The sequence below is a fragment of the Cobetia sp. ICG0124 genome (assembly GCF_004006355.1).
Classification (GTDB): domain Bacteria; phylum Pseudomonadota; class Gammaproteobacteria; order Pseudomonadales; family Halomonadaceae; genus Cobetia; species Cobetia marina.
In genome coordinates, this window is the sequence record NZ_CP024893.1 from 470,526 (window position 1) to 495,915 (window position 25,390).

Consider the following 25,390-nt stretch of genomic DNA (forward strand, 5'->3'; position numbering starts at 1 on the left):
TGCATGGCGCTGCTGATCACGGGATCGGCAGCGCCGAACGGCTGACGCAAGTGGGCGCTGAAAAGGACTGAGCGGATGACGATGATTCTTGGAATACCCCTGATGGTACTGTTCGGCCAGCTGATGCTGGGGCTGATCAACGGTGCCTTCTATGCATTGCTGAGTCTGGGGCTGGCGGTGATCTTCGGTCTGTTGCGCATCATCAACTTCGCGCATGGTGCCCAGTACATGCTGGGGGCCTTCGCGGCGCTGCTGGGGGCGCAGTATCTGGGGCTCAATTACTGGGCGGCGCTGATCGTGGTGCCGCTGGTGGTGGGGGCGCTGGGCATTGTTGTCGAGCGCTTCCTGCTGCGCCGCATCCAGCATCTTGATCACCTCTATGGCCTGCTGCTGACCTTCGGGCTGGCGCTGATCCTCGAGGGCACGCTGGTGAATCTGTTCGGTGTCTCGGGGTCGAGCTATCCGATTCCCGAGGCGCTGAGCGGCGGCTTCAAGCTGAGCTTCATGTTCCTGCCCACCTATCGCGCCTGGGTGCTGGTGGCGGCACTGGTGGTCTGCTTCGGAGTCTGGTTCCTGATCGAGCGCACGCGTCTCGGTGCCTATCTGCGCGCGGGAACCGAGAATCCTGAGCTGGTGCAGGCCTTCGGCATCAATGTGCCCTTGATGGTGTCACTGACCTACGGACTGGGCGTGGCGCTGGCCGCCTTCGCCGGCGTGCTGGCCGCACCCTTGTATCCCGTCTCGCCGACCATGGGCTCGAGCCTGCTGATCGTGGTGTTCGCGGTGGTGGTCATCGGTGGAATGGGCTCGATTCTCGGTGCCATCCTCACCGGGCTCGCGATGGGGCTGATCGAGGGGCTGACCAAGGTGTTCTATCCCGAGGCCGCCAATACCGTGATCTTCGTGGTGATGGTGATGGTCTTGATGCTTCGCCCCGCCGGGCTGTTCGGAAAGGAGGCCTGACATGGCCGTACTGCAACAGGACCACCAGGCCGCGCGTGCAGGCAGCGCATCGCGCAGAATCACCCCGCTGGGCGTGCTGTATCTCGTGCTGTTCCTGCTCGGGTTGCTGGCGCCCTGGGTCGCCTATCCCGTCTTTCTGATGAAGATTCTGTGCTTCGCGCTGTTCGCGAGCGCCTTCAATCTGCTGCTCGGCTTCGTGGGGCTACTGTCCTTCGGGCATGCCGCCTTCCTGGCCACGGGTGCCTACATCACCGGCTTTCTGCTCGCGGAGTATCCGGGCCTGAGTCCCGCGCTGGGCATCGTGGCCGGCACCTTGGGGGCCGTGGTGCTCGGCACGCTGTTCGGCGCGCTGGCCATCCGGCGGCAGGGCATCTACTTCGCGATGATCACGCTGGCCCTGGCACAGATGATGTTCTTCTTCTTCATCCAGGCGCCGTTCACCCATGGGGAAGATGGCCTGCATGGCGTGCCGCGCGGTGAGCTGTTCGGCGTGTTCGATCTGGCGGACAACCACACGCTCTATTACGTCGTGTTCGCGATCTTCGTGGCGGCCTTTGCCCTGATCCGCCGTGTGGTGCATTCCCCCTTCGGTCAGGTGCTGAAGGCGATTCGCGAGAACGAGCCGCGTGCCATCTCGCTGGGCTATCACACCGATGCCTACAAGCTGGTCGCCTTCGTGCTGTCGGCGGGGCTGGCGGGCCTTGCGGGAGCGACCAAGACGCTGGTGTTCCAGCTCGCCTCGCTGGGCGATGCCAGCTGGCACATGTCGGGGGAGGTGATCCTGATGACACTGCTGGGCGGTGTCGGCACGCTGCTCGGGCCGCTGGTGGGTTCCGGACTGGTCATCGGGCTTCAGCATCAGCTGGCGCAGTCCGCGCTGGGGGATTGGGTCAGCGTGATACTGGGCGCCATCTTCGTGGTCTGCGTGCTCAGCTTCCGCAGCGGCATCATCGGGGAATGCCAACGCTGGATCGCGCGTCGTCAGCAGCGGGAAGAAAAATGAGCGGCGAGGGTGGGGATGAGAAGCGAGGTCAGCAAGAAGGAAAAAAAGTCCACCCAAGTGGGTGGACTTAAATGCCATTGTATATCGAGGGGGATACGCCGGTCCCGGATCCTCGACTCAGCAATGAGCACGCCATGCGAGATAGCCGCCATTTGCCATCTCGCTTTATAGATTGCATACCTGGTGCCAGATTTCTAGCAAGTCATTCAAAATCAATAGCTTGAGTGTTTTCTCTTCGCCAGATGCCTGCCAGGTGGCGGTCAGGCGAGTCGAGGCGTGCGCATTGCCGGGCGGATCATGGTGCGTTGCAGCATGGTTGTGCACCAAATATGTGCCATTTTTCGAGCATATCCGTACGTCATCAATAGCTTATGTGCTTTTCAGGCATCGGCCTGTCCGCTAGCACTGTATCTGCACGGCATCCCCCTCGAGGCGAACCGGCCACACCTGAAGCGAGAGCGTCTCGTCATCCAGGCATTGGCCATCCTTGAGTCGATAGCGCTGCTTGTAGAGCGGCGAGATCACCAGTGGCTCACCGGCATGATCGCCCAGCAGACCGCGGGCGATCACGTTGGCGCCGGATACCGGATCATGATGGTCGATGGCGAACAGCGTGAGGGCGTCGCTGTCCGCGCTGGAGGGTAGCGTGAACAGCGCGATCTGGAAGTCCTGGCCGGCCTGTTCCAGCCAGGCGGCCACCCCGGAGCCCGGCACCAGGTCCCCGCGCTGACAGAGTGTCACCCAGCGAAGTGGCGACTCCTCCTTGGTTGAGGTGTCAGGTGCCGGGTGTGGAAGCGAGTGCAGGCGATGTCATGAGCGCACCTCCGTGGCCAGGTTGGCCGTTGATCAGCTCGCCGCGGCTTGCCGGGCGTATCTGGTCACGCTCGATGATGTTGACCACGGCCGGGTCGGGTCGCTGGTCATTCACGTAGTGGCGGAAGCGCTTGAGCTTCTCGGGACTCTTGAGGGCATTGGCCCATTCGCATTCGTAGCGGTCCACCACCTGCTGCATCTGCTCTTCGAGGGTCTCACCAAGCCCCAGACTGTCCTCGAGAATCACCTCTTTCAGATAGTCGAGGCCGCCCTCGAGGCCCTCGCGCCAGACGGAGGTGCGCTGCAGGCGGTCGGCGGTACGGATGTAGAACATCAGGAAGCGGTCGATGGTGCGGATCAGGCTCTCGTCATCCAGGTCGGTCGCGAACAGCTCGGCATGACGAGGGCGCATGCCGCCGTTGCCGCAGACGTAGAGGTTCCAGCCGTTCTCGGTGGCGATCACGCCGACATCCTTGCTCTGGGCCTCGGCGCATTCACGAGTACAGCCGGAGACGGCGAACTTGAGCTTGTGCGGGGAACGCAGGCCCTTGTAGCGGTCTTCCAGCGTCAGCGCCATCGCCATGCTGTCCTGCACGCCATAGCGACACCAGGTGCTGCCGATGCAGGATTTCACCGTGCGGGTGGACTTGCCGTAGGCGTGGCCGGTCTCGAAGCCGGCGGCGATCAGCTCGCTCCAGATGTCCGGCAGTTCATGCAGCTGGGCCCCGAAGAGGTCGATGCGCTGACCGCCGGTGATCTTGGTATAGAGGTTGTAGCGCTTGCCGATCTCGCCGATGGCGATCAGCTTGTCCGGCGTGATCTCGCCGCCGGGGATGCGTGGCACCACGGAATAGGTGCCGTTCTTCTGCATGTTGGCCATGAAGGTGTCATTGGTGTCCTGCAGCGGGATGTGCGAGGACTCGGTGATCGGCGCGTTCCAGCACGAGGCCAGAATCGAGCCCACCGCCGGCTTGCAGATCTCGCAGCCCAGGGCATCCGGATGGCGGCCGTGGCTGGCCATCAGCTCGGCGAAGGTCTCGATGCCTTCGACGCGCACCAGCGAGTAGAGCTCCTGACGCGTGTGCGCGAAGTGCTCGCACAGTGAGCGATCGACCTCGACGCCACGACTTTCCAGCTCGGCATCCACTACCTTCTTGAGCAGCGCCGCACAGCCTCCGCAACCGGTGCTAGCCTTGGTGCAGGCCTTGATGGCGCCCAGATCACTGTTGCCGGCATCGATGGCGCTGCAGACATCGCCCTTGGAGACGTTGTGGCAGGAGCACAGCGTGGCGCTGTCGGGCAGGGCATCCGCGCCCAGCGTGATGGCTTCGCCACTGGCATCCGGCAGGATGAGTGCCGCCGGGTCCTTGGGTGCCGTGATGCCATTGGTGACGTACTGCAGCAGGGTGTCGTAGCGCGAGTTGTCGCCGATCAGCACCGCGCCCAGCACCTGCTTGCGGTCCTGCGAGACGATCAGGCGGCGATAGACGCCGTCGGCCTCGTCACAGTAGCGATAGCTGATTGCGCCCTCGGTCTTGCCGTGGGCGTCGCCGATGGAGCCGACATCCACCCCCAGCAGCTTGAGCTTGGTGGACATGTCGGCGCCCTGGAAGCGGAAGCGCTCCTGCGCATCGCTTGTGGCATCGCCTGTGCTGGCGGCCAGCAGGGACGCCACGCCGCGTGCCATCTGATAGCCGGGCGCGACCAGCCCGAAGATGCGCGATTGCCACAGGGCGCACTCGCCGATGGCAAAGATTTCCGGGTCCGAGGTGCGGCATTCGTCATCGATGATGATGCCGCCGCGCTCGCCGATCTCGAGGCTGGCGCTGCGTGCCAGTGCATCCTGAGGACGGATACCGGCGGAGAAGACGATCAGATCCGCTTCCAGATGCTCACCGTCGGAGAAATTCATCCGCCACTGGTACTCCTCGCCGGGCACGATGTCGGTGGTGGCGCGATTGAGGTGCACTCCCACGCCCAGCGCAGTGATGTGTTGCTTGAGTGCCAGGCCGCCATCCTCATCCAGCTGCACCGGCATCAGGCGTGGCGCGAATTCGACGACATGCGCTTCCAGGCCGAGTGACTTGAGGGCATTGGCGGCCTCAAGTCCCAGCAGGCCACCGCCGACCACCACGCCATGTGTCTTGCCATCGGCGGCAGCGCGAATCTGATCAAGATCCTCCAGGGTGCGGTAGACCAGACGATTGCTGGCGGCGGCCTCGCTTCCCGGCTCACCGAGGCCCTGGATGGGCGGCACGAAGGGGGTCGAGCCGGTTGCCAGCACCAGGCTGTCGTAGGGGTAGCGCCCTTGGGGAGTGATGACATGGCCGCCGTCGCGATCGATCGCCGTGACGCACTCGTCGAGGTGCAGCGTGATACCGGCGCTGGCGTAATCCTCCACGCTGCCGAGCGCGAGAGAATCGGCATCGCGTCCGGTGAAGTACTCCGAGAGATGTACGCGGTCGTAGGCGATGTGGCGCTCTTCGCCGAAGACATGAATCTGGTAGTGCGCGGTGGCGCCCAGCGCGATCAGCTGCTCGACGCAATGATGGCCTACCATGCCATTGCCGATGATGATCAGGTGTTTCATGCGGCCTCCTCGAAGGTGTCAGGGGTGGTGTCGCTCGTCCAGTTGTGCCAGCGCTTGTGCGGGCATGAGCAGCAGGTCGTCACGAATCGCTGTCAGTGGCGTGCCTGCCTTGAGGGCTTCGAACAGCGCGTTGCCGGCACTGACATCGCCGTAGAGCACCACCCCGACCAGACGCTCATCGCGCAGCAGTAGTCGGCGGTAGTCACCCAGGGCATGGTCCTGATAGACCAGCACCTCGTCAGTGGGATGTGGCATCAGCTCGCCGCAGCTGTAGAGGTCGATACCGCTGACCTTGAGGCGGGTCGCCAGGGGGGCATTGCGATAGGGCGGGGTCGCTTGCTCAAGAAGATGGCGTGCGAGCACCTCGATCTGTGCCCAGATGGGCTCGATCAGGCCGAAGGTCTCGCCCTCCACCTCACAGCATTCGCCCAATGCGTGAATATGTGGGTCACTGCTGAGCAGGTGGCCATCGACCTGGACAGCGCGCTGGCAGGCCAGGCCGGCAGCACGCGTAAGCGTGATCTCGGGGCGGATGCCAGTGGCGGCGATGGTCAGTCCGGCGTGCAGTTCACGGCCATCCTTGAGACGCACGCCAGTGATGCGGCCCGCCGGCGTCTCGAGCCATTGCTCAAGATGCGCGTCGGTGATGATCTCGAGGCCGCGCTCGCTCAGCTCCTGCTCCAGCAAGCCAGCGGCCACGTCATCCAGCTGACGGTTCATCAGGCGCTCGCTGCGCTGTAGTAGCGTCACCTCAAGGCCACCCTTGCGCAGGCCCTCGGCGGCTTCGAGCCCCAGCAGGCCGCCGCCGATCACCAGGGCATTGCCGTCGTGACCGGCTCCGGTGCGACAGGCGGCCTGCATCTGCTCGACATTCCTGAGGTCACGAAAGCCCATCAGTCCCGGTGGCCAGTCGTTGGCATCCAGTGCCTGAGGCAGGTGAGTGGGGAGCGGCAGTGGCAGCGCCGGGCGTGACCCCGTGGCGATCACCAGACGCTGATAGGGAATGCGGCGACCGCTGGCGGTCTCGACACAGCGGGCGGCGCGGTCGATCTGACAGGCGGGATCACCGCTGATCCGTGTGATGCCATGCAGCGAGAACCAGTCGGCCTGCTGGCTGATCAGGTCATCGGCTTGCGTCTCGCCCGCCAATAGTGGGGAGAGCTGAATGCGGTTGTAGGGCAGGTGAGGCTCTTCACCGATCACCGTGACTGCCCAGGGGAGCTGGCGATCAGGTGACAGCGCGACCAGTTGCTCCAGCAGCTTCTGCGCCGCCATGCCATGACCGATGATGATCAGGGGCGGGGTCGTGTCGCCGGTGGAAGATGACGGATGCATGCTGCCTCCTTGCGATGGGATATCGAGTGCAAAAAAAAAGCGCCTGCTTGCCGCCGTGAAGTTCACGACGTCAAGCAGGCGCCTTTGCCTGGAAGATGAGGGCTAAGCATTGGATAGCGAGTTGCAGTGCTGCGCGACGATACGGCTGTCACTCGGGACTGCGGCAGGTCTGACGGACCGTTGGCTGCCGTGCATCCGCATGGATGCGCGGCGAGACCTGCGATTCGGGGTCGTCATTGACCCAACCTGTCAGGAATACAGCGAATTTGGTGCCGCCTGACGAAAAACCACCAACTTTCATTGGTTTGCAGCAACAGGCAAAGGCGCCTGATGACCGCACGCTTCGTGCTCGGTCGTCAGGCGCCTTTTTCGTGGTCAACGTTCTGTGCTCAATGCACCAGGGAGTGATGTCGATGCAAGTCAGGAATCCCCCAGACGCCCCGCAACCTGCTAGATGTCGTGCCACCACCACCTGCCCGTATTGCGGTGTCGGATGTGGTGTGGCGGTCGAGCTTGAAGTGGTGATGTCGCGCATCCGGCCAATCATGGCCGGCTCTGCGTCAAGGGCTCCGCGCTTGCCGAGACGCTGTCGGCCGATGGGCGTCTGACGATGCCGCAGGTGCGTGATGAGGCCGGGGTATTGCGAGAGGTGAGCTGGGAGACGGCGCTGGACCTGATCGCCGCACGCTTTGCTGATTTGAGCAGGACGCATGGCGGAGAAAGCATCGCCGCCTATCTCTCGGGGCAGCTGCTGACCGAGGACTATTACGTCGCCAACAAGCTGTTCAAGGGCTTCATCGGTACTCCTCATCTGGATACCAATTCGCGACTGTGCATGGCCTCGGCCGTCGTGGCTCACAAGCGTGCCTTCGGAGCGGACGCCGTGCCCTGCAGTTACGAGGACCTCGAGCGTGCCGAGCTGGTCGTGCTGGTCGGCAGCAATCTGGCCTGGAACCATCCGGTGCTGTTTCAGCGGCTCAAGCAGGCGCGTATCGACAATCCGTTGCTGCGAATCGTGGTGATCGACCCCCGGGTGACCGACAGCTGCGAGATCGCCGATCTCTATCTTGGCCTGCGTCCCGGCAGTGATGCGCGTCTCTTCAATGGTCTGCTGGCCTACATGGCAGATCGCGGACGCCTGGATCGCCTCTATCTGAAGGCGCACACCCAGGGCTTCGATGCGGCGCTCAAGGCGGCAAGGCGGGAAGACTGCTCGCTGGCGGCAATCGCGCGTGACTGTGATGTCGATGTGGAGCGTCTCGAGACTTTCTATTACTGGTTCGCGACCCAGTTGCATGTGGTGACGCTGTTCTCCCAGGGTGTGAACCAATCGACCAGCGGTACCGACAAGGGCAATGCGATCATCAATTGCCATCTGGCCGGGGGCAAGCTCGGGCTGCCGGGGGCGGGACCGTTCTCGATCACCGGACAGCCCAACGCGATGGGCGGCCGGGAAGTCGGTGGACTGGCCAATCAGCTGGCGGCACACATGGACTACGAGACGCCGGGCGCGCGGGAGCTGGTCGGTGAATTCTGGAACGCCCCGAATATCCCTCAGGGGCCGGGGCACAAGGCGGTCGAACTGTTCGCGGCGATCGAGCGTGGAGAGATACAGGCGCTATGGATCATGGCGACCAATCCGGCGGTCAGTCTGCCGGACAGTACGCGCGTACGTGCGGCGCTGGCGGCCTGTCCGCTGGTGATCGTCTCCGAGTGCATGGCGGACAGCGACACCCTGGCGTATGCCGATGTGGTGTTGCCGGCCAGCAGCTGGAGCGAGAAGGATGGCACCGTCACCAATTCCGAGCGCTGCATCTCGCGTCAGCGTGGGTTGCTCGCACCGCCGGGCGAGGCACGTCACGACTGGTGGCAGCTGGCGGAGGTCGGCAAGCGCATGGGGTACCAGGCGGCATTTGGCTACTCGGGGCCCCACGCGATCTTCCGTGAGCACGCCAGGTTGTCCGGCTTCCGCAACGTCGCGCCACGTCACAAGGCGGGCAGCAAGCCTCTGGCGGCTTCCTCGATCAGGCGGCTGTTCAACATCGCGCCGCTGGCCGAGCTGGATCGCGAGGGCTATGACGCGCTCAGACCGATTCAATGGCCGGTACGGCGTGGTGAGAAGGGGGAGCTCATCGGCACATTGCGGCTGTTCGAGGATGCCACCTTCAATACGCCCAATGGTCGCGCGCGGCTGGTGCCCGTGACCCCGCAATTGCCGCATCAGGCGCTGAGTGATGCGACACCGCTGCGCCTCAATACCGGTCGCATTCGTGATCAGTGGCACACCATGACACGGACTGCACGCAGCGCGCGCCTGATGAATCATCGCGCCGAACCCTTCGTGGAGCTTCACCCGCAGGATGCCGCGGCTCGCGGCCTGCAGGACGGGGCTCTGGCGCAGCTTGCAGGGCGTGATGAGCAGGGGAGCGTGCGTGGCGACTATCGTGCGCGTGTGCGTATCAGTCATGGCCAGCGTCAGGGTGAGGTGTTCATCCCCATGCACTGGAATGATCACTTCGCCAGTCACGGGCGCGCCGGGGCGTTGCTGGCCGGCCTGGTCGATCCTCTCTCCGGTCAGCCGGAATCCAAGCATGGCGCGGTCGATGTCATGCCATTGCCCTGTGAATGGCAGGCCACCTTGCTGATCGCCCCTGGCGTATGGGGTGGGCATGAAGATCTTGCAGGCGCGATGACAGAGCTCGAGGGATGCTATTGGGCGCGCATCCCGCAGGCGACATTGGTGCGCTGTCAGCTGGCAGGAGAAGGGCAGCCGGATTGGGCGCTCTGGTGTGAAAGGCATCTGAGTGTTCAGGCGGGGCTCTGGGCACAGGATGTGGCACAGGGAGGCATCAGTGCCGCGGGTTTTCGTGAGGGACGGCTGATCTGGTGGTTGAGGGTCACCGCTGGCGCGGCACGCTCCGACCGACAGCCCAACATTGCCTGGCTGGGGGAATGTTTCGCCTCTGACCAGCTTTCTGCACTTGAGCGTCGCAGTCTCCTCGCCGGACGCCTCTCTGGTCAGGCGGATGTCGGGACGATGGTATGCGCCTGCCATCAGGTCGGCGAACTCACGATTCGGCAGGCCATCCAGTCGGGTGACCGTTGCGTGGAAGCATTGGGGGCGCGATTGGCCTGCGGCACTCGCTGTGGCTCCTGCCTGCCTGAACTCAAACGTCTTGTGGAAGAGGAGCGATCCGATGAGCGGACTGATTCGTTGGAAATGGCGTGACCTGATGGCGTCGAGCATCAATTCAGCAACCCTCGGCATCTCCATGGCACGGCTGACGGAAGGCTTGCTGTCGCGTCGCGAGTGGCGTGCCATTGGCGGACAGGCACCATCACGGGCTGATGCCGGGGCCATCACGCCTGCCTGGGACGGGCTTCTTCCGGGGCAGGTCGCGTTGGTCGGAGCCGGGCCGGGGGATCCGGATCTGATGACGCTCAAGGCCTGGAGAATGCTCAATGCAGCGGATGCCGTGGTCTATGATCGCCTGGTCGGTGACGAGATTCTGGCTCAGCTCCCGATGCACTGTGAGCGCTATTACGTCGGCAAGGCCTGCGGCAATCACAGCGTACCCCAGGACGAGATCGGCGCGCTGATGGTGCGTCTGGCCAAGGAGGGTATGCGTGTGGTCAGGCTCAAGGGCGGGGATCCCGGTATCTTCGGTCGCATGGGAGAAGAGCTGGCGGCACTTGATGAGGCTGGCATCACCCGTCATGTCGTTCCCGGCATCACCGCGGCCGCCGGTGCGGCAGCTTCGCTGGGCATGCCGCTCACCGACAGGACTCATGCTCAGCGGCTGCGATTCGTGACCGCCCAGCTGTGCAACCGGAATGACCAGCCCGAATGGCAGCAGCTGGCACGCCGGGATGAAACGTTGCTCTTCTATATGGGGCTGAATCGCCTCGACACCATCTGTGATGAGCTGCAGCGCCATGGTCTGCCGTCAGACTGGCCGATGATGCTGGTGGCCAATGCGAGCCTCCCCGAGCAGCAGGCCTTGCACGGCACCCTGGGTGACATGGTGGCTCGTCTGGCAGAATGCCCGCTGCCGACACCCTGCCTGATCATCGTGGGCAGCGTATGCGAGATGGCAGCGGGGCGAGACCTCGTGATGGCTGCGGCCATGGCACATGAATGATGCTTAGAGGCAGTCGATTGACTCATCATCAAGTGCTTGACTTCTCAAGCGTTCCGGATAGAATATGCCTCCTCGCTTAACAGCGACGCTCTTTAAAAATTTGATCAGGTAATTCGTGTGAGCGCTTGCCGATGAGTGGTGACAAGGTCACCAAATATCGGAGCAAGCCTCTCACGAGAAGTTTGACTCTGAACCAAGTTTGGTCTGCTTAACAGACTATCAAGCTTTCAACTGAAGAGTTTGATCATGGCTCAGATTGAACGCTGGCGGCAGGCTTAACACATGCAAGTCGAGCGGAAACGATTCTAGCTTGCTAGAAGGCGTCGAGCGGCGGACGGGTGAGTAATGCATGGGAATCTGCCCGATAGTGGGGGACAACCTGGGGAAACTCAGGCTAATACCGCATACGTCCTACGGGAGAAAGCAGGGGATCTTCGGACCTTGCGCTATCGGATGAGCCCATGTCGGATTAGCTTGTTGGTGAGGTAACGGCTCACCAAGGCGACGATCCGTAGCTGGTCTGAGAGGATGATCAGCCACACTGGGACTGAGACACGGCCCAGACTCCTACGGGAGGCAGCAGTGGGGAATATTGGACAATGGGCGAAAGCCTGATCCAGCCATGCCGCGTGTGTGAAGAAGGCCTTCGGGTTGTAAAGCACTTTCAGCGAGGAAGAACGCTTCGGGATTAATACTCCCGAGGAAAGACATCACTCGCAGAAGAAGCACCGGCTAACTCCGTGCCAGCAGCCGCGGTAATACGGAGGGTGCAAGCGTTAATCGGAATTACTGGGCGTAAAGCGCGCGTAGGTGGCTAAGTCAGCCAGGTGTGAAAGCCCCGGGCTCAACCTGGGAACGGCATCTGGAACTGCTTGGCTAGAGTGCAGGAGAGGAAGGTAGAATTCCCGGTGTAGCGGTGAAATGCGTAGAGATCGGGAGGAATACCAGTGGCGAAGGCGGCCTTCTGGACTGACACTGACACTGAGGTGCGAAAGCGTGGGTAGCAAACAGGATTAGATACCCTGGTAGTCCACGCCGTAAACGATGTCAACTAGCCGTTGGGTCCCTTGAGGACTTAGTGGCGCAGCTAACGCAATAAGTTGACCGCCTGGGGAGTACGGCCGCAAGGTTAAAACTCAAATGAATTGACGGGGGCCCGCACAAGCGGTGGAGCATGTGGTTTAATTCGATGCAACGCGAAGAACCTTACCTACCCTTGACATCCAGAGGACTTTCCAGAGATGGATTGGTGCCTTCGGGAACTCTGAGACAGGTGCTGCATGGCTGTCGTCAGCTCGTGTTGTGAAATGTTGGGTTAAGTCCCGTAACGAGCGCAACCCCTATCCTTATTTGCCAGCGAGTAATGTCGGGAACTCTAAGGAGACTGCCGGTGACAAACCGGAGGAAGGTGGGGACGACGTCAAGTCATCATGGCCCTTACGGGTAGGGCTACACACGTGCTACAATGGCAAGTACAAAGGGTTGCAATACGGCGACGTGGAGCCAATCCCATAAAGCTTGCCTCAGTCCGGATTGGAGTCTGCAACTCGACTCCATGAAGTCGGAATCGCTAGTAATCGTGGATCAGAATGCCACGGTGAATACGTTCCCGGGCCTTGTACACACCGCCCGTCACACCATGGGAGTGGACTGCACCAGAAGTGGTTAGCCTAACCTTCGGGAGGGCGATCACCACGGTGTGGTTCATGACTGGGGTGAAGTCGTAACAAGGTAGCCCTAGGGGAACCTGGGGCTGGATCACCTCCTTATCGACACTGTCTACTGCTCGCGGCAAGTGCTCACAACGAATTACCTGATCAAGTTAGTTTATCGAGTAGTAGTGTCGGGTCTGTAGCTCAGTTGGTTAGAGCGCACCCCTGATAAGGGTGAGGTCGGCAGTTCAAATCTGCCCAGACCCACCAAAAGCTTCGTGCTTTTGTCGACACGGTTTGCCGACTTTTGGGGCCATAGCTCAGCTGGGAGAGCGCCTGCCTTGCACGCAGGAGGTCAGCGGTTCGATCCCGCTTGGCTCCACCATCAAGTTCCGGTTCAAGCTTCTACTACCTGATAATGCTGACAGTTCACAGTGACAAGCATATCGCCTTCCTCGAGAAGGTTGTGTGACTTCTCACTGTTCTCTGAACAGCCGCTCTTTAACAATGTGAATCATGCTGACGATGGAATGTGCGCCAAGCACATCTCCATCAAAACGATATGTCGGAGAGGTCCGACAGATTCGTAATCCTTGACAGACCCCTTGGGGTTATATGGTCAAGCGATTAAGCGCATACGGTGGATGCCTTGGCAGCCAGAGGCGATGAAGGACGTGATAGCCTGCGATAAGCGTTGGCGAGGTGGCAAATACCCTGCGACCCAACGATTTCCGAATGGGGAAACCCACTCACCATCAGGTGAGTATCTATAGGCCAATACATAACCTATAGAGGCAAACCCGGGGAACTGAAACATCTAAGTACCCGGAGGAAAAGAAATCAACCGAGATTCCCCAAGTAGCGGCGAGCGAACGGGGACCAGCCCTTAAGCGATACAACTGACAGACGAACAAGCTGGGAAGCTTGACGATACAGGGTGATAGTCCCGTAGTCGAAGTCTGAGTATCGTGAAATCGAGTAGGTCGGGGCACGAGAAACCTTGACTGAACATGGGGGGACCATCCTCCAAGGCTAAATACTCCTGGCTGACCGATAGTGAACCAGTACCGTGAGGGAAAGGCGAAAAGAACCCCGGCGAGGGGAGTGAAATAGATCCTGAAACCGTATGCGTACAAGCAGTGGGAGCACCTTCGTGGTGTGACCGCGTACCTTTTGTATAATGGGTCAGCGACTTATATTCTGTGGCGAGCTTAACCGTATAGGGGAGGCGTAGCGAAAGCGAGTCTTAACTGGGCGACCAGTCGCAGGGTATAGACCCGAAACCGGGCGATCTATCCATGGCCAGGGTGAAGATTGAGTAACATCAATTGGAGGCCCGAACCCAAGTATGTTGAAAAATGCTGGGATGAGCTGTGGATCGGAGTGAAAGGCTAATCAAGCCCGGAGATAGCTGGTTCTCCTCGAAAGCTATTTAGGTAGCGCCTCACGTATCACCGCTGGGGGTAGAGCACTGTTTCGGCTAGGGGGTCATCCCGACTTACCAACCCGAGGCAAACTCCGAATACCAGTGAGTGCAGCGTGGGAGACACACAGCGGGTGCTAACGTCCGTTGTGAAAAGGGAAACAACCCAGACCGTCAGCTAAGGTCCCAAAATCCTGATTAAGTGGGAAACGATGTGGGAAGGCTCAGACAGCTAGGAGGTTGGCTTAGAAGCAGCCATCCTTTAAAGAAAGCGTAATAGCTCACTAGTCGAGTCGGCCTGCGCGGAAGATATAACGGGGCTAAATCAGGTACCGAAGCTACGGGTTCATCCTTATGGATGAGCGGTAGAGGAGCGTCGTGTAAGCCAATGAAGGTGGATTGAGAAGTCTGCTGGAGGTATCACGAGTGCGAATGCTGACATGAGTAACGATAAGGGGAGTGAAAAACTCCCCCGCCGGAAGACCAAGGTTTTCTGTTCTACGTTAATCGGAGCAGAGTGAGTCGGCCCCTAAGGCGAGGCGGAAACGCGTAGTCGATGGGAAACGGGTTAATATTCCCGTACCGGATGTGGTTGCGATGGGGGGACGAAGAAGGCTAGGTGAGCCAGGCGTTGGTTGTCCTGGTGAAAGCATGTAGGCCGAGGAATCAGGCAAATCCGGTTCCTCTGAGGTCGAGATGCGAGACGAACTGACCACGGTCAGGAAGTCATCGATGCCACGCTTCCAGGAAAAGCCTCTAAGCTTCAGATCACATGCGACCGTACCCCAAACCGACACAGGTGGTCAGGTAGAGAATACCAAGGCGCTTGAGAGAACTCGGGTGAAGGAACTAGGCAAAATGGCACCGTAACTTCGGGAGAAGGTGCACCGGTTCGAGTGAAGGACTTGCTCCGTAAGCTCTTACCGGTCGAAGATACCAGGTGGCTGCAACTGTTTATTAAAAACACAGCACTCTGCAAACGCGCAAGCGGACGTATAGGGTGTGACGCCTGCCCGGTGCCGGAAGGTTAATTGATGGGGTTAGGATTCGTCCGAAGCTCTTGATCGAAGCCCCGGTAAACGGCGGCCGTAACTATAACGGTCCTAAGGTAGCGAAATTCCTTGTCGGGTAAGTTCCGACCTGCACGAATGGCGTAATGATGGCCACGCTGTCTCCACCCGAGACTCAGTGAAATTGAAATCGCAGTGAAGATGCTGTGTACCCGCGGCTAGACGGAAAGACCCCGTGAACCTTTACTATAGCTTTACACTGGATGCTGATGTTGTCTGTGTAGGATAGCTGGGAGGCTTTGAAACCACGTCGCCAGATGCGGTGGAGCCAACCTTGAAATACCAGCCTGACATCATTGGCGTTCTAACTCAGGTCCGTTATCCGGATCGAGGACAGTGTATGGTGGGTAGTTTGACTGGGGCGGTCTCCTCCTAAAGAGTAACGGAGGAGCACGAAGGTACCCTCAGCACGGTTGGAAATCGTGCATTGAGTGCAAGAGCATAAGGGTGCTTGACTGCGAGACAGACACGTCGAGCAGGTACGAAAGTAGGTTCTAGTGATCCGGTGGTTCTGTATGGAAGGGCCATCGCTCAACGGATAAAAGGTACTCCGGGGATAACAGGCTGATACCGCCCAAGAGTTCACATCGACGGCGGTGTTTGGCACCTCGATGTCGGCTCATCACATCCTGGGGCTGAAGTCGGTCCCAAGGGTATGGCTGTTCGCCATTTAAAGTGGTACGCGAGCTGGGTTTAGAACGTCGTGAGACAGTTCGGTCCCTATCTGCCGTGGGCGTCGGAAGTTTGAGAAGAGCTGCTCCTAGTACGAGAGGACCGGAGTGGACGAACCTCTGGTGTTCGGGTTGTCATGCCAATGGCATTGCCCGGTAGCTACGTTCGGACGGGATAACCGCTGAAAGCATCTAAGCGGGAAGCCCCCTTCAAGATGAGACTTCCCTGAGGCCTTGCGCCTCCTGAAGGGCCCTTGAAGACTACAAGGTTGATAGGCTGGGTGTGGAAGCACAGCAATGTGTTGAGCTAACCAGTACTAATTGCCCGTGAGGCTTGACCATATAACACCCAAGGGGGACATATCGGTCAGCATGATTCATATTGCGAGTTGCGAGGCCACAAGCCTCGAGACTCAGGCATCGCAAGATGCCACCGTTTCGCCTGACGACCATAGCGAGCGTGAACCACCCGATCCCATGCCGAACTCGGAAGTGAAACCGCTTAGCGCCGATGGTAGTGTGGAGTTTCTCACTCATGAACAAGCGCAAGGAGGCGGCATGTCGAGGTACTTTTCATTTATCCCATCAAGGTCATTGCTGGCAGGGTTGATGGTGCTCTTGATAGGTCTGATGGCTTCAGAGGTGGCATCTGCTGGTGAGCGTGAAGAGAAGATAAAACGTTGCCAGTTCATCAAGAACAAGATCGAATATTATACTGGCATGCGTCGTGGCGGCGGGTCTTCAGGCCAGATGCGTAGTTGGCAGTCTCAGCGCAATGACTACAAGCAGCGTTATCGGGACGAGAACTGTACGCGGGTCCGAACGGCACTGAAGTGATCTGCATCTCGTGGCAATGGCGGTGTCGTTCAGGAGCGTTGGCGCAGGCGCGTCAGCCCTTCCTGAGCGCTTGACGCGACCAATTCGCCATGGCGATTGTAGAGGCTGCCGCGCGAGAAGCTGCGAGCACCGCCTGCCCATGGGCTATCCATCTCGTACAGCAACCAGTCGTTGACGCGAACATCCTGGTGGAACCAGAGTGAGTGATCCAGGCTGGCCATCTGCAGCTCCGGGGAGCCGAAGCGTACACCGTGTCCTCCCAGCGCAGTGGCCAGCAGGTTGAAGTCGGAGCTGTAGGTCAGGAGATAACGGTGCAGAGCATCATCTTCCGGCAGCTCGCCTGAAAGACGGAACCAGAGGCGCTGACGAGGTGGCGCTGATGACGCGCCCTCGCTTGTCGTATCCGGGGCCTTCATGCGCAGGAACTCGATGGGATGGCCCTCGTAACACTCGATGCGTGCCCCCTGTTCGATCAACTGCTCAGGGGATTCGATATCGGGCATGGCGAGCTGATGCGTGAAGCCCTCTTCCTTGCCATGGAAGGAGGCGCTGCAGAAGAAGATGGTCTTGCCGTTCTGGATGGCGCTGATGCGTCGGGTCGTGAAGCTGCCGCCATCACGTACGCCATCGACCTGGTAGACGACTGGCTTGTGAGCATCCCCCGGGCGAAGAAAGTAGCCATGCAGCGAATGCACCTTCCGTTCCGAGGGGACGGTGCGTGTCGCGGCGGACAACGCTTGGCCAAGTACCTGCCCCCCGAACAGTTGTGGAAAGCCGAGATCCTGGCTGTGACCCCGGAAGAGGTTCTCTTCCAGAGTTTCCAGCCCCAGCAAGGTGACGAGTGATTCAAGCGGTGTCGGTGAAGCGTCGGTCATCGTCCCATCCTTGCCTCGCAAGGATCAGTACTACATGCACCGCGCCCTGGATCAGGCGCGGCTGGCATTGGAGGCCGGAGAGGTGCCGGTGGGGGCCGTCGTGGTGAACCCACAGGGGGAGATCATCGGGAGCGGGTTCAATGCCCCGGTGGGGACTCCGGATCCGACGGCACACGCCGAGATTCAGGCACTGCGTTCAGCAGCGGCCAGGCTTGGCAACTATCGGCTTGATGACTGCACGCTCTATGTCACCCTCGAGCCCTGCATGATGTGCAGTGGCGCCCTGATCCATGCCCGTGTGGCGCGCGTGGTATATGGTGCCGCTGAGCCGAAGACGGGGATGGTGGAGTCTCGGGCCAACCTCTTCGTGCAGCCGTGGCATAACCATCAGGTACAGATAGAAGGTGGGGTGCTGGCTGCCCAGGCGAAACGCCTGCTCAAGCAGTTCTTTGCCGAGCGGCGCGCTGCATGAGGCTTCAGGCGGCGACCTGGACCTGATTGCGCCCACTGGACTTGGCGCGATACAGCGCCTCATCCGCCGCCTGGAGCAGTGCTTCCAGTCGCAGAGGTGCTCTGGCCACGCAGGCCATGCCAACCGAGACGGTGACGACACTGTCCGTGGCAGGCTGGGGGAGACCTGCCGCCTGTACGGCACGACGCAGCTCTTCCGCGAGCGTCCGGCCGACAGCACGAGGGCATTCGGGGATGCAGACGACGAATTCCTCGCCGCCGAAACGTGCCAGAATCCCTCCCGCTGCCTCGACAGGCGCTCGCGATACCGAGGCTATCTTCTGCAGATAGCGATCGCCCTCGAGGTGCCCCAGCTTGTCGTTGATCGATTTGAAGAAATCGATGTCCAGTATCATCACCGTCAGTGGCATCTGGCCATTGAAGGTCTGCACCTGCTCGAGGAAATAACGGCGATTGGGGAGCTGGGTCAGCTCATCATGACGTGCCAGCCATTGTATCTCGTTCTGCAGTCGCTCTCGGCGCGTCATCTCTTCCTTCAGGGCATCGTTGGCTTGCTTGACGATGCCATGCTCCTGGGAGACGCGGCGGTACATGTAGACCACCAGGAAGAGCAGATACGAGAGCATGATGCCGGTCAGGAGCGTGACTTCTGGCAGGCGGCCACGGCTTGCTGCGAGGTAATGCTGCGTCGGCTGCAAGCCCAGCGTCAGGTCCGTGGCGGGAAGTTCGATGGGGATTCGATGCCCCCAGGGAGCAAGACGGCTTTCCGGGCCTACATGAATGTAGACATTGCTGCGTTCTGACAACGTGATGGCAAAGGCATCATTGCGGGCGGCATCCAGTGCCTGGTCCAGCAGCGGTGCCAGATCTACCACCATGGCGATGGCGCCGAGGATGTCGCCATCACGCGGATTGCGCACAGGCAGGTAGGACACCATGCCCTTGCCGCCCTGCAGGAGATCGATGATGCCGGTGTGGCCTTCAATGCCCAGCTCCAGCGGATTGCGCAGGGGAGTATCTGGCTGGGCATCAAATAGCCTCACGCCCAGCAGATCATGGTTGCCGCCCTTGTCGGGGAATACCAGAGTCACCACGCTGTCGGGATCAATGAAGGCGATATTCTGGAAGTAATTGAAATCATTGTAATAATTTCGTGCCAGACGTTGCCATTCACCCCGTGAAGGTGTCTGCCCCATCAGGCTCCAGAAGCCGGCGAAGCGCCGCATGGCATTGAGTTGATCATCGATCTCGCGTGAGAGCTGTGTCGCGATCTTGTCGCCCAGTACATAGGTCGCCTGGTTGATGCGGTTGTTCTCATCCTTGGTCTGCTGTTGCCACGCCAGAAGACAGACGAGCGTGATGGAGGCAGAGATGGCCAGGGGCAGCACGTTGCGTCGCCACATGCGAGTGAGCGCTGGCAGCAGATCTAGCCATTGTGCAGCCAGAAGCAAGCCCAGGAAGGCAAGCAGCGTGGTTCGCTCCACCCCTACCAGCGGCATGCTGGCCACGGAGAGACTCGGGTCGGCGATGATGGCGAAGATCAGTATGAGAGTCGTCTGCGCCAGCTGTATCGTGGCGCCGAAGCCCAGGCGCATCCGCAAGAGAGAACAGCAGTTGAGCCCCAGGCATGCCAGCAGAATCAGAATCGGAGGGCGAATGTTGGCGACATGCCAGTCACCGGGCAGGGCGGTCAGCAACGCGCCCCAATGATCGACACCGACCCAGCTTTCCGGCAAGAGAAAGGTGCAGGTAAGCACCAGGTTGATGAGCAGGGACATGCCGAGAAACAGTGGACTGAGGAACAGGTTGCGCCAGTGCCACGCAGTCTGTCCTGCCGCCTGCAATGTCAGCATGATCAACAGCAGTGCATTGGCTTCGTGGCCGGCGCGAGGCCAGAGGCCCAGCAAGGCGACGCCGAAGGCAAGCAGGCCAAGCAACATCAAGATGAATCTGCGTGTCATTCCCTGTCCTTAGAAGCTCCTGATGCTCACAGGATCGGGGGGACGGTATCGAAGGGATTGTTGTCCCCTTCATCATCGGTTATCTGGCGCTCATTCAGCTGATAGAACTGCTGCTGACTGCGGTAAACATAGTTGAGTATTTCATAATACCGCCGGATGTTGCGTACATAGATGACAGGCTCACCACCGCGGGCATAGCCATAACGTACCTGTTGATACCATTGGCGTTTCTGCAGCAGAGGCAGCGCCTCGCGCACATCCTTCCAGTGGTCGGGGTTGCCACCCTTCATGCGCACGATGCGCCTGGCATCCAGCAGGTGCCCGAGACCGACATTGTAGGCTGCCAATGTCATCCAGGTCCGGTCCGGCTCCTGAATTCCTTCGGGAAGACGTCCCTTTATACTCACAAGATAGCGTGACCCGCCATCGATACTCTGGACGGGGTCCAAACGATTGGCCACGTTCATCTCGCGGGCGGTGGCGTTGGTCAGCATCATCAGCCCACGTACCCCGGTAGGTGACGTCGCTTTCGGTTGCCAATGGGATTCCTGGTACCCCACCGCCGCCAGCAGTTTCCAATCGATGCCGGTATCGCGAGCGGCTTGCTTGAAGGTATCGATGTAGCGCGGGAGCCGCTCTCGTGCCTGGCGGATGAAGGTACGCGCGCCCACATATTCCAGATAGTCATCATGCCCGAAGTACTGGTCGACCAGCTGGTCCAGGGTGCCGTCCTCGCTGCGTGTCTCGAGAAAATCGTTGGCAGCGCTCAGCAAGGAGATATCTCCTTGCGCCGGGAAGGCCCAGGCCAGAGTCAATGGGTCCCCCACGGTGAAACCGTTCTCCACATTGGGGAAGAACAGCCGATTGAGCTTGAACTGGTGGGCGTAGACGACCGCCACGTCCAGGCTGTCTTCCTCGATGCGCTGCAGGAGGTCGGCCACCTCGAGTTCGCCGGTTTCCTTCCAGCTGAGCTCGGGAAGCTGCTGTTGAAGCTCATGCAGAATCAGGCTGGTACCGGCTCCCTTGATGACGCCGATCCGCTTGCCGACCAGATCTTCAAGCTCTCTGGGCGGCTGCATTCCGCGTCGATAGACCACCATCGCCTGCAGTTCGAGAATCGGGCGAGTGAAGCGCAGCCCCTGCTCTGACAGGTCAAGAGGGAGGGTGGCGGCGGCAAAATCGGCCTGATCATCACGCACGCTTCGGGTGAGGGATTCGATATTGTGTTCTGCATCCATCGACAGGCTGACGCCGAGGTAGTCGGCAAAGTCTCGCGCCAGCTCATACTCGAAACCGGTGGGGCCCTGACGGCCACGGTAGTAGGTGGTCGGGCTGTTGCGAGTCACCACCTGAAGGAAGTCGCGCGTGCGAACATCGTCAAGCCGGGAGGGCGGGGCGATCAGGGTCTTTTCCGGCAACAGCAGCGGCGCGAATGGCGCAGCAGTGCTTGCAGGGGCGTGATGAGGGAGGAAAGCGAGGTCTTGAGCATGCGTCAGCATCATTCACGGCAGGGGTTTCACCATACCGACAGCGCTTCACACTGTCATCCAACGCATGTGACTGTCGGGCTTCGTTCACGGGCGGCTTTCACGTATGATATGCGCTTGCTGCCGCCGCTCGGCGGTTGTCCGTTCACGCTGCTTCAGAGGCTTTCCCTGACCATGCTCGAACTGCGAGGCGCGCCTGCCCTTTCCGCCTTCCGTCACTCCCGTCTACTGGCTGCATTGCGCGAGCTGGTGCCGGAGGTGGAATCCCTTCATGCCGAGTACCTGCATCTGGCCGAGGTCGATGGTGAACTGAGCAGTACCGACCGGACCACGCTCGAGCGTCTGCTGGACTACGGCCCCAGTCGCGACGAGAGCTCTCCCGAAGGTCATCTCTTCCTCGTCGTTCCCCGCCTCGGCACGCTGTCGCCCTGGTCTTCCAAGGCCACCGACATCGCTGCCAACTGTGGTCTCCCGCAAGTCCGCCGCCTCGAACGTGGCATCGCCTATCGCATCAAGCTCGACGCCCCTCTGAGCGAAGAACTCTTCGCCACGCTGTCTTCCCGCCTGCACGACCGCATGACCGAAACGGTGCTGACGCGTACTCAGGACGCGGCGCGCCTCTTCCAGCATCAGGCCCCGGCAAAGCTTGCTCATGTCGACATCCTCGGCGGTGGTCGTGACGCACTGGTGCAGGCCAATGGCTCTCTGGGCCTGGCACTGGCGGATGACGAGATCGATTATCTGGTCGAGTCCTTCAAGACTCTGGGCCGCAATCCTGCCGACATCGAACTGATGATGTTCGCCCAGGCGAACTCCGAGCATTGCCGCCACAAGATCTTCAATGCGGACTGGACCATCGACGGCGAAGCGCAGTCGCACTCGCTGTTCAAGATGATCAAGAACACCTACCAGCATCATCCGGATGGCGTGCTGTCCGCCTACAGTGACAATGCCGCCGTCATGGCAGGCCCGACCGCCGGGCGTTACTTCCCGACAGGCGAAGGTCACATCTATACCTACCATCAGGAACCGATCAACATCCTGATGAAGGTCGAGACTCACAACCACCCGACCGCCATCGCCCCCTATCCGGGCGCCGCGACCGGTGCCGGTGGCGAGATTCGTGATGAAGGCGCGACCGGTGTCGGCTCCAAGCCGAAAGCGGGTCTGACCGGCTTCAGCGTCTCCAACCTGCGTATCCCGGGCTTCGAACAGCCGTGGGAGCACGACTACGGCAAGCCGGAGCGCATCAAGACCGCCTACGACATCATGCTCGAAGGTCCGATCGGTGGCGCTGCCTTCAACAACGAATTCGGCCGCCCCAACCTCAACGGCTACTTCCGTACCTATGAGCAGGATGCCTTCGGCGCCGGTGGCATCGAGCGTCGCGGCTATCACAAGCCGATCATGCTGGCGGGCGGCTACGGCAACATCCGCAGCCAGCACGTCGAGAAGGGCGACATTCCGGTCGGTGCCAAGCTGATCGTGATGGGTGGCCCGGCGATGCTGATCGGTCTGGGTGGCGGTGCCGCCTCTTCCATGGCCTCCGGCAGCTCCAGCGAAGACCTCGACTTCGCCTCCGTGCAGCGTGACAACGCCGAGATGGAGCGTCGCGTGCAGGAAGTCATCGATCGCTGCTGGGCGCTGGATGACAAGAACCCGATCTGCTTCATCCACGATGTCGGCGCGGGCGGTCTGTCCAACGCACTGCCGGAGCTGGTCAAGGATGGCGGTCGCGGTGGTCTGTTCGATCTGCGCGCCGTGCCGAGCGCCGAATCCGGCATGAGCCCGCTGGAAATCTGGTGCAACGAATCCCAGGAGCGCTACGTGCTGGCGGTGGCGCCGGAGAATCTGGCCACCTTCGAAGCGCTGTGCGAGCGTGAGCGCTGCCTCTACGCCGTGGTCGGGGAAGCACTGGAAGAGCACGAGCTGATCGTCAAGGACGGTCACTTCGATACGCGTCCGGTCGACCTGCCGATGGACGTGCTGTTCGGCAAGCCGCCCAAGATGTCACGCAGCTTCGAGCGTCAGGCGCTGGAACTGCCGGCACTGGCACTGGACAACCTCGACCCGCGTGAAGCGATGACCCGTGTGCTGCAGCTGCCCACCGTCGCCTCCAAGAAATTCCTGATCACCATCGGTGACCGCTCGATCACCGGCATGGTCGCGCGTGACCAGATGGTCGGTCCGTGGCAGGTACCGGTGGCGGATTGCGCCGTCACCACCAGCTCCCTCGACAGCCACGTCGGTGAAGCGATGGCGATGGGCGAGCGCACGCCGGTCGCGCTGATCTCGCCGGCCGCCTCCGCGCGTCTGGCCGTGGCCGAGGTGATCACCAACCTCGCTGCCGCGCCGATCGCCAAGCTGTCTGACATCAAGCTCTCCGCCAACTGGATGAGCGCTGCCGATCACACCGGCGAGAATCAGGCGCTGTTTGATGCCGTCCACGCCGTCGGCATGGAACTGTGCCCGGCGCTGGATCTGACCATTCCGGTCGGCAAGGACTCGATGTCCATGCGTACCGCCTGGCAGGACGAGAACGGCGAAGACAAGTCGATCACCGCGCCGCTGTCGCTGGTGATGACAGGCTTCGCGCCGGTCACCGACGCCATGCGTACCCTCACGCCGCAGCTGCGTCGCACGCTGAATGGCGAGGCCGTGGAGACGGACCTGATCCTGATCGATCTCGGCCATGGCGCTCACCGTCTCGGTGGCTCCGCGCTGGCGCAGGTCTATGGACAGGTCGGCAATGACGCGCCGGATCTTGCCAAGCCGGAAGACCTCAAGCACTTCTTCGAGGCCATCCAGCGCTTCAATGTCGAAGGCAAGCTGCTGGCCTATCACGACCGCAGCGACGGTGGCCTGTTGACCACCCTGATGGAAATGTCCTTCGCGGGGCGTGTCGGTCTCGACATCTCCCTCGACTGGACCGCCGCCGAGCCGGGTCAGGCCACCGGCGCGCTGTTCGCGGAAGAGCTGGGTGCCGTGGTGCAGGTGCGTCGCGAGCACACCGAGTCCATTCTCGCCGAGCTCAAGGCCGTGGGTCTCGAGCACAGTGGCGTGATCGCCACGCCGCGTCATGATGAGCAGATCAACATCACGCTGCTGGGCCAGAACCTGCTCTCCACCACGCGTGCCAGTGCCGAGCGTCTGTGGGCCGAGACCAGCTATCGCATGCAGGCCGCGCGTGACAACGCCGATTGTGCCAAGAGCGAATTCGAGTCCATCAACGACGTGCGTGATCCGGGCCTCTCCGTCCAGGCCACCTTCGACGTCAACGAGGACATCGCGGCGCCGTACCTGAACACCGGTGCACGTCCGCGCATGGCGATCCTGCGTGAGCAGGGCGTCAATGGTCAGCTCGAGATGGCGGCAAGCTTCGACCGCGCCGGCTTCGAGGCGGTGGACGTCCACATGAGCGACATCCTTGAAGGACGTGTCGATCTGGACACCATGCGGGGTCTGGTCGCCTGTGGCGGCTTCTCCTACGGTGACGTGCTGGGCGCCGGCGGCGGCTGGGCCAAGTCGGTGCTGTTCAATGCGCGTGCGCGTGAACAGTTCGAGCGCTTCTTCCAGCGTGACGACAGCTTCGCGCTGGGCGTCTGCAACGGTTGCCAGATGCTCTCCCAGCTCAAGGAGCTGATCCCGGGGGCCGAGGCCTGGCCGCGCTTCGTGCGCAACGAGTCCGAGCAGTTCGAGGCGCGTGTCGCGATGGTCGAGGTCGAGAAGAGTGCCTCGCTGTTCCTCGATGGCATGGAAGGCTCGCGCCTGCCGATCGCCATCGCGCATGGTGAAGGGCGTGCCGAGTTCCGCGACAGCGCTCACCTGCGCAAGATGCAGAGCAGCGGCCAGGTGGCACTGCGCTACGTCGACAACTACGGCCAGACCACCACGCGTTATCCGGCCAACCCGAACGGCTCGCCGTCCGGTATCACCGGTCTCACCACCAACGACGGGCGCGTCACCATCATGATGCCGCACCCGGAGCGTGTGGCGCGCGCCGTCACCAACTCCTGGCGTCCGGATGACTGGGAGCAGGATGGCGCCTGGTTGCGCATGTTCCGCAATGCACGTCGTTGGGTCGATTGAAAGGATGT

12 protein-coding genes, 2 tRNA genes, 3 rRNA genes and 1 pseudogene are annotated in these 25,390 nt (G+C 61.0%); 12 read left to right on the plus strand and 6 right to left on the minus strand.

The features are described from left to right. The first annotated feature begins 75 nt into the window (after positions 1-75). Positions 76-963 carry a branched-chain amino acid ABC transporter permease gene (locus CU110_RS02220; protein WP_084207870.1) on the plus strand — a complete coding sequence of 296 codons (888 nt, stop codon included), beginning with the start codon at positions 76-78 and terminating at the stop codon, positions 961-963. Between the two features lies 1 nt (position 964). Continuing rightward, positions 965-1,966, plus strand: coding sequence for a branched-chain amino acid ABC transporter permease (locus tag CU110_RS02225; RefSeq protein ID WP_084207871.1), 1,002 nt, complete (start codon positions 965-967; stop codon positions 1,964-1,966). A 399-nt stretch (positions 1,967-2,365) separates the two neighbouring features. Here CU110_RS02225 and nirD read toward each other — a convergent pair whose 3' ends face one another. The 3 genes from nirD to CU110_RS02240 are packed head-to-tail and all read right to left on the minus strand — an operon-like array spanning position 2,366 to position 6,704. Then, the gene (gene nirD, locus CU110_RS02230) at positions 2,366-2,707 is read right to left on the minus strand and encodes a nitrite reductase small subunit NirD (RefSeq protein ID WP_240665448.1); all 342 of its coding nucleotides are present in this window, start codon (positions 2,705-2,707) and stop codon (positions 2,366-2,368) included. Between the two features lie 34 nt (positions 2,708-2,741). Beyond that, complete coding sequence (gene nirB, locus CU110_RS02235; protein WP_127734434.1) at positions 2,742-5,369, minus strand: nitrite reductase large subunit NirB; 2,628 nt, start codon at positions 5,367-5,369, stop codon at positions 2,742-2,744. An 18-nt stretch (positions 5,370-5,387) separates the two neighbouring features. Then, positions 5,388-6,704 carry an FAD-dependent oxidoreductase gene (locus tag CU110_RS02240; protein ID WP_127734436.1) on the minus strand — a complete coding sequence of 439 codons (1,317 nt, stop codon included), beginning with the start codon at positions 6,702-6,704 and terminating at the stop codon, positions 5,388-5,390. Positions 6,705-7,117: 413 nt separating this feature from the next. Here CU110_RS02240 and CU110_RS02245 point away from each other — a divergent pair. The 8 genes and pseudogenes from CU110_RS02245 to CU110_RS02280 all read left to right on the plus strand — a co-directional run bounded on the left by CU110_RS02245 (position 7,118) and on the right by CU110_RS02280 (position 16,499). Next, positions 7,118-9,933: pseudogene (locus CU110_RS02245) on the plus strand (nitrate reductase). Then, positions 9,902-10,846, plus strand: a complete 945-nt coding sequence (gene cobA / locus CU110_RS02250; protein WP_240665449.1) for a uroporphyrinogen-III C-methyltransferase — start codon at positions 9,902-9,904, stop codon at positions 10,844-10,846. Before CU110_RS02245 ends, cobA begins: the two are co-directional and overlap by 32 nt. A gap of 228 nt (positions 10,847-11,074) precedes the next feature. Beyond that, positions 11,075-12,615: ribosomal RNA gene (locus CU110_RS02255) — 16S ribosomal RNA — on the plus strand. Positions 12,616-12,691: 76 nt separating this feature from the next. Beyond that, positions 12,692-12,768 (plus strand) — tRNA-Ile (locus CU110_RS02260). 39 nt (positions 12,769-12,807) lie between these two features. After that, positions 12,808-12,883 (plus strand) — tRNA-Ala (locus tag CU110_RS02265). A 232-nt stretch (positions 12,884-13,115) separates the two neighbouring features. Next, positions 13,116-16,004 (plus strand): 23S ribosomal RNA (locus tag CU110_RS02270). A gap of 99 nt (positions 16,005-16,103) precedes the next feature. Beyond that, a 5S ribosomal RNA gene (gene rrf / locus CU110_RS02275) occupies positions 16,104-16,224 on the plus strand. The 16S, 23S and 5S rRNA genes sit together here with 2 tRNA genes alongside, the layout of an rRNA operon. Beyond that, on the plus strand, positions 16,221-16,499 hold the full coding sequence (locus CU110_RS02280; protein WP_084207875.1) for a hypothetical protein: 279 nt from the start codon (positions 16,221-16,223) through the stop codon (positions 16,497-16,499). Before rrf ends, CU110_RS02280 begins: the two co-directional genes overlap by 4 nt. A 29-nt stretch (positions 16,500-16,528) precedes the next feature. On the opposite strand, the gene CU110_RS02285 is transcribed toward CU110_RS02280, so the two are convergent. After that, positions 16,529-17,374, minus strand: coding sequence for an acyl-CoA thioesterase II (locus tag CU110_RS02285; protein ID WP_084207876.1), 846 nt, complete (start codon positions 17,372-17,374; stop codon positions 16,529-16,531). Positions 17,375-17,384: 10 nt separating this feature from the next. Between CU110_RS02285 and tadA the strand changes: the two genes are divergently transcribed. Next, positions 17,385-17,846, plus strand: a complete 462-nt coding sequence (tadA, locus tag CU110_RS02290) for a tRNA adenosine(34) deaminase TadA (RefSeq protein WP_127734438.1) — start codon at positions 17,385-17,387, stop codon at positions 17,844-17,846. Positions 17,847-17,850: 4 nt separating this feature from the next. Here tadA and CU110_RS02295 read toward each other — a convergent pair whose 3' ends face one another. Further along, positions 17,851-19,806 carry a diguanylate cyclase gene (locus CU110_RS02295; protein WP_077380192.1) on the minus strand — a complete coding sequence of 652 codons (1,956 nt, stop codon included), beginning with the start codon at positions 19,804-19,806 and terminating at the stop codon, positions 17,851-17,853. A 26-nt stretch (positions 19,807-19,832) separates the two neighbouring features. Next, the gene (mltF, locus tag CU110_RS02300) at positions 19,833-21,308 is read right to left on the minus strand and encodes a membrane-bound lytic murein transglycosylase MltF (RefSeq protein WP_240665451.1); all 1,476 of its coding nucleotides are present in this window, start codon (positions 21,306-21,308) and stop codon (positions 19,833-19,835) included. Between the two features lie 159 nt (positions 21,309-21,467). Here mltF and purL point away from each other — a divergent pair, with 159 nt between their 5' ends. Then, positions 21,468-25,382, plus strand: coding sequence for a phosphoribosylformylglycinamidine synthase (gene purL, locus CU110_RS02305; RefSeq protein WP_077380230.1), 3,915 nt, complete (start codon positions 21,468-21,470; stop codon positions 25,380-25,382). The last annotated feature ends 8 nt before the right edge of the window (positions 25,383-25,390 follow it).

Excerpts from the sequence above, each read along its gene's own strand:
- cobA (WP_240665449.1), top strand. The coding sequence starts at position 9,902 with ATGAGCGGACTGATTCGTTGGAAATGGCGTGACCTGATGGCGTCGAGC.
- CU110_RS02220 (WP_084207870.1), top strand. The coding sequence starts at position 76 with ATGACGATGATTCTTGGAATACCCCTGATGGTACTGTTCGGCCAGCTG.
- purL (WP_077380230.1), top strand. The coding sequence starts at position 21,468 with ATGCTCGAACTGCGAGGCGCGCCTGCCCTTTCCGCCTTCCGTCACTCC.
- mltF (WP_240665451.1), bottom strand. The coding sequence starts at position 21,308 with ATGATGCTGACGCATGCTCAAGACCTCGCTTTCCTCCCTCATCACGCC.
- CU110_RS02295 (WP_077380192.1), bottom strand. The coding sequence starts at position 19,806 with ATGACACGCAGATTCATCTTGATGTTGCTTGGCCTGCTTGCCTTCGGC.
- CU110_RS02225 (WP_084207871.1), top strand. The coding sequence starts at position 965 with ATGGCCGTACTGCAACAGGACCACCAGGCCGCGCGTGCAGGCAGCGCA.
- CU110_RS02285 (WP_084207876.1), bottom strand. The coding sequence starts at position 17,374 with ATGACCGACGCTTCACCGACACCGCTTGAATCACTCGTCACCTTGCTG.
- nirB (WP_127734434.1), bottom strand. The coding sequence starts at position 5,369 with ATGAAACACCTGATCATCATCGGCAATGGCATGGTAGGCCATCATTGC.
- CU110_RS02280 (WP_084207875.1), top strand. The coding sequence starts at position 16,221 with ATGTCGAGGTACTTTTCATTTATCCCATCAAGGTCATTGCTGGCAGGG.
- CU110_RS02240 (WP_127734436.1), bottom strand. The coding sequence starts at position 6,704 with ATGCATCCGTCATCTTCCACCGGCGACACGACCCCGCCCCTGATCATC.